This is a genomic window from Thermococcus sp., assembly GCF_027008145.1.
Lineage (GTDB): Archaea > Methanobacteriota_B > Thermococci > Thermococcales > Thermococcaceae > Thermococcus.
On the sequence record NZ_JALTCZ010000044.1, the window covers coordinates 1 to 3,043 of the forward strand.

Annotated in this window: 4 protein-coding genes; 1 reads left to right on the forward strand and 3 read right to left on the reverse strand. The window is 54.0% G+C overall.

The genetic code is table 11. The features are described from left to right. Nucleotides 1-412: 412 nt before the first annotated feature. Entirely contained in the window at nucleotides 413-940 is a 528-nt protein-coding gene (gene cobO / locus MVD07_RS02145; RefSeq protein WP_297498024.1) for a cob(I)yrinic acid a,c-diamide adenosyltransferase, read from the forward strand. Here the strand turns inward: cobO and MVD07_RS02150 are convergent, their stop codons facing one another. From MVD07_RS02150 to MVD07_RS02160, 3 genes are all read right to left on the reverse strand, one after another. Then, nucleotides 941-1,618: an amino acid ABC transporter permease gene (locus tag MVD07_RS02150; RefSeq protein ID WP_297498015.1), complete on the reverse strand. Its 678-nt coding sequence runs from the start codon at nucleotides 1,616-1,618 to the stop codon at nucleotides 941-943. Nucleotides 1,619-1,627: 9 nt separating this feature from the next. Then, entirely contained in the window at nucleotides 1,628-2,359 is a 732-nt protein-coding gene (locus MVD07_RS02155; protein WP_366078438.1) for an amino acid ABC transporter ATP-binding protein, read from the reverse strand. A 7-nt stretch (nucleotides 2,360-2,366) separates the two neighbouring features. Further along, nucleotides 2,367-3,043: amino acid ABC transporter permease (locus MVD07_RS02160; protein WP_297498021.1), on the reverse strand; the 677-nt coding region annotated here is incomplete at its 5' end.

Genomic DNA, 3,043 nt, shown 5'->3' on the forward strand with positions numbered 1-3,043 from the left:
AGCCGACTATTTGGTGATTTCATAGTAAGTCTTTTTGAATTTGAGGACCTTTAAAATTACTCCGCTGGCGTGGGTTTAACTTTAAAACCGACGCCCAAAGGGCATCAGGAGAAAATAAACCCCATTTTAAGGCTTATTCTAACTTACCCCCCTTAAAAACAAGCGTTTGGAAGCAAAAATCCTTGAATTAGGGCATTCTAAAAAAGAGCTACAAGCTTTTGATCAAGCTTTTCCAAAAGCTTCCCTCGCAAGCACTGGCGGAAGATAAGATGCCTTTCCAAGGAATCCCTGCAAATGCCCCTCCCATTGAATAGTTATCTGGTGTGGAGGATTTTAACTGGATTAGCCTCTCTGAGTTAGTTCACCCAAACCCCTAAAAACCTTGGCGATTATATCCATACCGGTGAAACCAATGTCGTGGAAGGACAGGCTCGGTCTCGTGCACATCTACACCGGCAACGGGAAGGGGAAGACTACGGCAGCTTTTGGATTAGCCGTCAGGATGCTCGGCTCCGGTGGAAAGGTGATAATAATCCAGTTCCTGAAGGCCGGCAAGGCCTACGGTGAGCAGGTGAAGATAGAGGAGTGCGGGGCCGTTATAGAGTCCTACGGACTCCCCAAGTTCGTCCACGGGAAGCCGAGCGAGGAGGACGTAGAAGCGGCAAAGAGGGCCCTTGAAAGGGCAGGGGAAGTCACTTCAAGCGGGGAGTGGGATTTGGTGATTCTTGACGAGGTCTGCGTTGCCCTAAGCTTCGGGATGCTCGATGTGAACGAGGTCAAGGAACTGATAAGGAAAAAGGCCCCCCCCACAGAACTCGTCCTTACGGGGAGATACTGTCCGGAGGAGCTCTTTGAGTTAGCTGACTACGTGACGGAGATGAGGGAGATAAAACACCCCTACCAGAGGGGCGTCTTAGCCAGGAGGGGCGTGGAGTACTGATCACCTCTTTATCACCGTCACCCCCGGGATGTGGATTTTGAGCTCCACGAGGCGCATGGCCTGGATTATCAGCGTCGCGAAGACCAGGTAAATCCCCGCGACCATCAGGTATATCTGGGCGTAGAGGAAGGTCTCCGCCGCCGTGACGCTCGCCATGTACATGAGTTCAGGAACCGCGAGGAGCATCGCCAGCGAGGAGTACTTGAGGAGGTATACCATCTCGTTAGTCCAGCTTGGGAGCATTATCCTGAAGGCCTGCGGGAATATTATGTGTCTTATTATCTCCCACCTCGTCATCCCTAAGGAGAGTGCCGCCTCTATCTGGCCCGACTCTATCGAGTTGAAGGCCCCCCTCATGTACTCAGCTTGGTAAGCCGCGCTGTTGAGCATTATACCGAGGAGAGCCGCTACCGTGGGGTTCATAACGAAGTCCGGGAAGTACTGCCTTATGAGGAGGGGCAGTCCAAAGCCGATTATGTAGAGCTGGAGGAGCATTGGGGTTCCCCTGATAAGCTCTATATACGCTATGGCCAGCGCTCTAGAAAGGCCACCCCAGTAGGTTCTCGCTATCGCCAGTATGAAGCCTAAGGCAAACCCCCCGAGGAAGCCGAATATTGTGAGTTCAAGCGTGACCTCAAGGCCTTTGGCGAGCTGGCCCAGTATGAAGGTGTAGTCCATCCTCCCACCTCACAGCGATAAATCCGCTATCCTCCTCAGGAAAGCCTTCGTCTCCTCCCTCTTGGGGCTGTAGAGCAGTTCCTTCGGCTCTCCCCTCTCCCATATCCTCCCGTTGTAGAAGAAGAGGACTTCGTCGGCAGCATTCAGGGCGAAGCCTATCTCGTGCGTGACGACGAGCATCGTAACCTTTCTCTTCGCCAGCTCCCTCATGACGTCGAGCACTTCCCCGGCAAGCTGTGGGTCTAAAGCGGAAGTCGGCTCGTCGAAGAGTATTATGTCCGGTTCCATCGCGAGGGCCCTCGCTATCGCAACACGCTGCTGCTGCCCACCGCTCAGCTCTGCGGGATACTTCTCAAGGGCATCCTCCTCAAGGTGAACGGCCTTCAGGGCCTTAACCGCTATCCTCTCTGCCTTCTCGTCGCTCAGGCCCTTCACCACCTTTGGCCCTATCTTGACGTTTTCCAGTGCCGTTAGGTGCTTGAAGAGGTTGAAGTGCTGGAAGACGAAGCCTATCCTCGCGCGGATCTTCCTTATATCAACGTCCTTTGATAGGACGTTCAAGCCGTCGAAGATTATCTCTCCTTCATCGGGCTCGACGAGCCTGTTGATGCACCTGAGGAGGGTGCTCTTCCCTGCACCGCTCGGCCCTATTATGACCTTAGTTTCGCCCCTCTTCACGCTGAAGGAGACCTCATCGAGAACTGTCTTTTCTTCGAACTTCTTCTTCAGGTTTTTTATGATAAGGACGTCAGATTCTGACGTTTGAGGCACCCCCTGTTCCCTTTATCCCGTATTTCTTCGCCAGCACCCCGGCCAGATACGTGAGTGGGAGAACCATTATCAGGTACAGGAGGGCGGCGAGGCCGTAGTAGCGGAAGGGCTCACCGGTTATCGAGACGAGATACTGAGCCTGCCGTGTGAGTTCGACTATGCCTATGGCTAGGGCTATCGAAGTGTCCTTAAGGACTATGACGTACTCGTTCATCCACGCCGGGACTGCCATCCTGATCGCCTGCGGGAGGACAACGTACCTCAGGGTCTCTAACTTGGACATCCCGAGGGAGTAGGCCGCCTCTATCTGCCCCTCACCAACGGCCTGTATCGTGCTCCTGAATATCTGGGACTGGTACGCTGAGGAGCGTATCCCAAGGCCGACGACAGCCGCCCAGAAGGCAGGCAGGCCTACCCCCGTCAGGAGGGGTATCGAGAAGAATATTACCATGTATATCGCTAAGAGCGGAATCCCCCTTAGGGTTCCCTCGTAGACCATTGCCACATACCTGAGGGCCTTTCCGCCGTAGGTCTCCATTATCGCCACAGGGAGTCCAACGAGGAGGCCGAGGATTATCGAGAGAACCGAGAGGACAACCGTCATCTTCGCCCCTTCGAGGAGCATCCTCATTGCAACGTCAAGAGAAACTGCCC